We start from the raw sequence: 2,849 nt of genomic DNA on the forward strand, positions 1-2,849 counted from the left end.
TTTTATTAATTTTTGCATATAGCAATTCTCCTGTGGATTTAATACACTTTCTTCTGCAAATCTTCTGTAGCTTGTACCCTGCCATCTAATAGTGAAGCTTTATCCTTGCTTCAAAAAATATAATATAACGCGATCGCAGAAGTTGTGTGATAAAAACGAGCAAAGTCTGACAAAATACGAAAATCTTTACTTTAATTTTTCGGTAAATGCGTAATTTCTACAGCAATGGAATCAAATGCTACTTTAAATTATCATATCTTAGGGTTTAATCATCAGTAATCTTTAAAAAATTGAAAAAACTATGTTAAGTATCCCTATTAACTTAAATTTACCTCGGACACCCCGTCTAATAACTTCCTTACCTGGTCCTCTTGCTCAAGCAATTGTACAACGCGATCGCGCCGTAACTTCCCCTTCTTATACCCGCGATTACCCCTTAGTTGCATCTCGCGGCCAGGGCTGTATGGTGGAAGATGTCGATGGCAATGTATTTCTGGATATGACCGCAGGTATTGCCGTTACCGCCACTGGACACGCCCACCCAGAAGTCGTGAAAGCAATTCAAGAACAGTCGGAACGTCTGCTACACATGTCGGGGACAGATTTTTATTATGAACCGATGGTGGAACTAGCGGAACAATTAGCGATTCGCGCCCCCTTTCCCCACCCACAGAGTCACACCGGATTTCCCGCAAAAGTATTTTTCACCAATTCCGGGGCAGAATCTAACGAAGGAGCAATCAAACTAGCTCGATATTACACCAAGCGATCGCTAATTGTAGCTTTCTTAGGTGCATTTCACGGACGCACCTATGGGGCAATGTCTCTCACTGGTTCTAAAACAGTACAGCGAGCTAATTTTGGACCTTTGCTTCCTGGGGTGACTCATATTCCCTACGGGACTCATGCTAGCTTAGATTACTTGGAACAACAGCTATTTACCACAATTTTACCACCGTCAGAGGTAGCGGCGATCGTCGTTGAAGCAATTCAAGGAGAAGGTGGATATATCGTTCCCGAAGATGGTTTTTTAAAACGGATTCGGGATATTTGCGATCGCCACGGTATTCTGATGGTAGTGGATGAAGTGCAAGCGGGAATGGGGCGGACTGGTCGCCTATTTGCGATCGAGCATTGGGGTGTCATGCCTGATATCATTACTACAGCTAAAGGTATCGCCAGTGGTCTGCCATTAGGAGCGATACTTGCCAGACCAGAGTTAATGACTTGGCCTCCTGGTTCTCACGCCACCACATTTGGCGGTAATCCCGTAGCTTGTGCTGCCGGTATTGCCACTCTGCGATTGCTGGAAAGTGGTTTGATGAAGAACGCTACCCAGATGGGAGAATTATTACAAGCTAGTCTTACCGAGTTGCATCAAAGATTTCCCAGAGTATCGCCGCCACGAGGTAAAGGTTTGATGGTAGCGGTGGATTTATTGGATGAACAGGGTAATCTTGATTATAAATTGCGCGATCGCATTATCCAAGAAGCTTTTTTACGCGGTTTATTACTACTAGGTTGTGGTAAAGCAGCAATTCGTTTCTGTCCACCTCTAGTTATTGACAGTGAACAAATTCAAATTGCCTTGAATATTATTACAAATCTGTTAATTACCCTAGAGAAAGAATAGTAAACGCACGTTGTAACTATGCGAAGAACTCCTACAAGCAAGTATGTGTAAAGCTGAATTCAAAGAAGTCGGAAGTACAGTTTTGTAACGGTGATAAAGACAAGAGCCACAAAATACAAACCCTTAAAACCAACTTGACAAAGTACTAGAAGGACGGGGTTTTAGACCTATGACTCTGATAAAATTTAATAAAATAGGATTCTCCTATGAAACGCCTCCTTGCCCACCACCTCTACTCATTACTTTGGCAAGAATACAGCCACAGGGTAAATTATGCGCATACCTACCAGCAAATGATTACTGCTGCGGGTGGGACTGTCGCCAACGACCACATCGCCTTTCGGTCTTTGCGTTTATTAGTTGATAGTCCACAGGGTAAAGTTAATTTGGGAATTGACTACCTGGGGCAACTTGCAGAAGCTTTGGGTTACGTGGCGGCTGGAGAGTATAATTTTGCTCAAACCCATTTATATGCCCGTTATTATCGTCATCCACAACAAGAGGAATTTAACTTACCCAAGCTGTTTATCAGCGAGTTGATTGTTGATGAATTGCCTATTAATATTGCCCAACTCATCTCTAAAACAGTATCTTCAATCCCAGACAAACTGACCTCACCCCTGACTCTTCTACACAAAGACGGGAATATTGAAACCATTGCTAAAGAACTCCAGCAAGTCTTCACCCGCCCTTGGCTACCTCCTCGGCGTTCTGTTGTCGAGGAAGTGAATCAGGTTACTCAGTATGGGGCTTGGGTGTTGCTGCACGGATATGCTGTCAACCATTTTACAGGCTACGTCAACAGCCAGAACACTCCAGAATATCCAGACATTGAGACTACTGCCGCTGGTTTGGCTAACCTGGGTGTACCAATGAAAGCAGAAATAGAGGGAAATATTGCTTGTGGTTTGCGGCAAACTGCAACTCAAGCAGCAACAGAAATGGTAACACTATTAGATGATAATAGTGGTGCAGAAATTCAGATTCCTTGGACTTACGCCTATTATGAAATTGCCCAGCGTTATCCTGTGGAAGTGGAATCTGGAGAGCAAATACTTTTCGATGCTTTTTTAGGAAGTAATGCCCAGCAATTGTTTGAAATGACTCGTTTATTTACAGCCATTTTCAGGTAAATAGACCACGCGGTAGGGGCACAGCAATGCTCATTGGTGTCAACTTAAGAAGATTTTGCCCAAATTTGTTGGGTGTAAGCGTC

2 protein-coding genes are annotated in these 2,849 nt (G+C 43.2%); both read left to right on the top strand.

The features are described from left to right. Positions 1-301 precede the first annotated feature (301 nt). Complete coding sequence (locus ACYTXL_RS04445) at positions 302-1,633, top strand: acetyl ornithine aminotransferase family protein (RefSeq protein ID WP_461923661.1); 1,332 nt, start codon at positions 302-304, stop codon at positions 1,631-1,633. 206 nt (positions 1,634-1,839) lie between these two features. Beyond that, a complete protein-coding gene (locus ACYTXL_RS04450) occupies positions 1,840-2,766 on the top strand; it encodes a 2-oxoadipate dioxygenase/decarboxylase family protein (RefSeq protein WP_461923662.1) in 927 nt (308 codons plus the stop codon). The last annotated feature ends 83 nt before the right edge of the window (positions 2,767-2,849 follow it).

This window comes from Nostoc sp., from assembly GCF_054880495.1.